Source organism: Barnesiella sp. ET7, from assembly GCF_024733785.1.
GTDB classification, from domain to species: Bacteria; Bacteroidota; Bacteroidia; order Bacteroidales; family Barnesiellaceae; genus Barnesiella; species Barnesiella merdigallinarum.
This window is the reverse complement of the sequence record NZ_JANRHM010000039.1, coordinates 1-3261: the sequence shown is the minus strand read 5'-3', so window position 1 is coordinate 3261 and position 3261 is coordinate 1. Positions and strand designations below refer to the sequence as shown.

The window sequence follows — 3261 nt, the reverse complement described above, 5'->3', positions numbered from 1 at the left end:
GGCTCATCTTTTAAGGTGGCGGCTACCTACTCTCCCACTTGCGCAGTACCATCGGCGTGACGGGGCTTAACTTCTCTGTTCGGAATGGGTAGAGGTGGATCCCCCGTGCTATAACCGCCTTGAATATCTCGATCCTTGACGTTTGAAAAAATTTCGAACTTGCACTCTCGCTCGCCTTATCGGCCCTTCCCGACTATCCGCCGCTGCAAAGTTTCGGGAGATTAGTTTCGCTCGGCTTTGGCATTGCTGCCTTTACACCTGCGACCTATCTACGTCATCGTCTTTGACGTCCCTCATGGAAATCTTATCTTGGGGCGGGCTTCGCACTTAGATGCTTTCAGCGCTTATCCCTTCCAGACTTAGCTACTCGGCTGTGCTCCTGGCGGAACAACCGATACACCAGGGGTCTGTCCAACACGGTCCTCTCGTACTAGTGTCGGACCCCCGCAAATTTCCTACGCCCACAACAGATAGAGACCGAACTGTCTCACGACGTTCTGAACCCAGCTCGCGTGCCACTTTAATGGGCGAACAGCCCAACCCTTGGGACCTTCTCCAGCCCCAGGATGTGACGAGCCGACATCGAGGTGCCAAACCACTCCGTCGATATGAGCTCTTGGGAGGGATCAGCCTGTTATCCCCGGAGTACCTTTTATCCTTTGAGCGATGGCCCTTCCATGCGGAACCACCGGATCACTATGCTCTAGTTTCCTACCTGGTCGACTTGTCTGTCTCTCAGTCAAGCACCCTTGTGCCATTACACTCTGCGGCCGGTTACCAATCGGCCTGAGGGTACCTTTAGAAGCCTCCGTTACGCTTTTGGAGGCGACCACCCCAGTCAAACTACCCACCAAACAGTGTCCTCGCTTCTGCGAGTTAGCGTTCAAACATTCAAAGGTCCGTATTTCAACAGCGGCTCCACGATGACTGGCGTCACCGCTTCTCAGCCTCCGGACTATCCTACACATCGAATGCCCAAACGCAATGTTAAGTTGCAGTAAAGGTTCACGGGGTCTTTTCGTCCCGTTGCGGGTAATCGGCATCTTCACCGATACTACAATTTCACCGAACTCACGGTTGAGACAGTGTCCGGATCATTACACCATTCGTGCAGGTCGGAACTTACCCGACAAGGAATTTCGCTACCTTAGGACCGTTATAGTTACGGCCGCCGTTTACCGGGGCTTCAATTCAACGCTTCTCTTGCGATGACGTCTCCTCTTAACCTTCCGGCACCGGGCAGGTGTCAGGCTGTATACTTCATCTTTAAATTTTGCACAGCCCTGTGTTTTTGTTAAACAGTTGCCTGGACCTATTCTCTGCGCCCCATCTTACTGGGGACCCTTTTTCCCGAAGTTACAGGGTCAATTTGCCTAGTTCCTTAACCGTGAATCTTTCGAGCGCCTTGGTATATTCTACCCGACTACGTGTGTCCGTTTGGAGTACGGGTGATATAAGAATATGCTTAGCGGATTTTCTCGGGAGCCTGCTTACCACCGCTATTCGATTGCCCGGGGGCTCTCGATACTGTCAGTTTCGGCACAAGACCCGGATTTGCCTGGGTCACGTTTACCTACCTCCTTTAACCTGCTATTCCGTCAGCAGGCGGGTGTGTCACTTCTCCGTCTCCACGTCGCTCCTTATACCAGTAACGGAATCTTGACCGTTTCTTCCATCGGCTGCGCCGTTCGGCTTTGCCTTAGGTCCCGACTTACCCTGATCCGATTAGCGTTGATCAGGAATCCTTAGTCTTATGGCGAGGGGGTTTCTCGCCCCCTTTATCGTTACTTATACCTACATTTGCTTTTCCGTAAGCTCCAGCCAGCCTCGAGGCTGACCTTCGCCGCCGACGGAATGCTCCCCTACCACGTCTTGCGACATCCACAGCTTCGGTAAAGGGCTTATGCCCGATTATTATCCATGCAAAACTCCTCGACTAGTGAGCTGTTACGCACTCTTTAAATGAATGGCTGCTTCCAAGCCAACATCCTAGCTGTCTCTGCAGTTTTACTTCGTTTGTTCAACTTAGCCCTTATTTCGGGACCTTAGCTGGTGGTCTGAGTTGTTCCTCTTTCGGACATGGACCTTAGCACCCATGCCCTCACTCCCGGGTAACAAATGGCAGTATTCGGAGTTTGTCAAGACTTGATAGGCGGTGAAGCCCTCGCATCTTATCAGTCGCTCTACCTCTGCCATTCTTGCCCGAGGCTGCACCTAAATGCATTTCGGGGAGTACGAGCTATCTCCAAGTTTGATTGGCCTTTCACTCCTACCCTCAGTTCATCCGTAAGCTTTTCAACGCTTATCAGTGCGGTCCTCCAGTTGGTGTTACCCAACCTTCAACCTGACCAAGGGTAGATCACTTGGTTTCGCGTCTACTGCTGTTGACTATACGCCTTGTTCGGACTTGCTTTCGCTTCGGCTCCGCGACTGAATCGCTTAACCTCGCCAGCAACAGTAACTCGTAGGTTCATTATGCAAAAGGCACGCCGTCACACTTTCGTGCTCCGACCGCTTGTAGGCGCATGGTTTCAGGGTCTTTTTCACTCCTCTGTTCGAGGTTCTTTTCACCTTTCCTTCACAGTACTGGTTCGCTATCGGTCTCTCGGGAGTATTTAGCCTTACGGGATGGTCCCCGCTGATTCGCCCCGGATTTCTCGTGTCCTGGGTTACTCAGGTGTCCATTCGACTTCCTTCGCATTTCGCTTACGGGACTGTCACCCTCTATGGCTACGATTTCCATCGTATTCTGCTATGCTCGGTCTTGTCTTTGTCATGGATCCTTCTACCCCGACGGTGCCGTAACATCGTCGGTTTGGGCTCTTCCGCGTTCGCTCGCCACTACTTGCGGAATCATTGTTATTTTCTCTTCCTGCGGGTACTTAGATGTTTCAGTTCCCCGCGTTTGCCTACCGCCATGCGGTATAGTCATTGCTGACTGGGTTGCCCCATTCGGAGATTTACGGGTCACGGGCTATTTGCGCCTCTCCGTAACTTTTCGCAGCTTATCACGTCCTTCTTCGCCTCCGAGAGCCTAGGCATCCCCCATGCGCCCTTTCTTACTTTCTTGCGGCTTCTCTTCAGTAATGAAGAGCTGTCGTTTTGGGTTGATATGGTTTGCTTCGTGCTCTTGTTCTCTTTTTTTCCAACATGTCAAGGATCTTCTGTGGAGAATAACGGATTCGAACCGTTGACCCCCTGCTTGCAAAGCAGGTGCTCTAGCCAGCTGAGCTAATCCCCCCGCTACCACTTTACTCTCTT

The 3261-nt window shown here is 52.0% G+C and carries 1 tRNA gene and 2 rRNA genes; all 3 read right to left on the bottom strand.

The annotated features are described in order from the left end of the window. Positions 1-13: 13 nt before the first annotated feature. A 5S ribosomal RNA gene (rrf, locus tag NW211_RS13690) occupies positions 14-122 on the bottom strand. A gap of 80 nt (positions 123-202) precedes the next feature. Then, a 23S ribosomal RNA gene (locus NW211_RS13685) occupies positions 203-3069 on the bottom strand. 98 nt (positions 3070-3167) lie between these two features. Next, positions 3168-3241: transfer RNA gene (locus tag NW211_RS13680), tRNA-Ala, on the bottom strand. Positions 3242-3261: the final 20 nt, after the last annotated feature.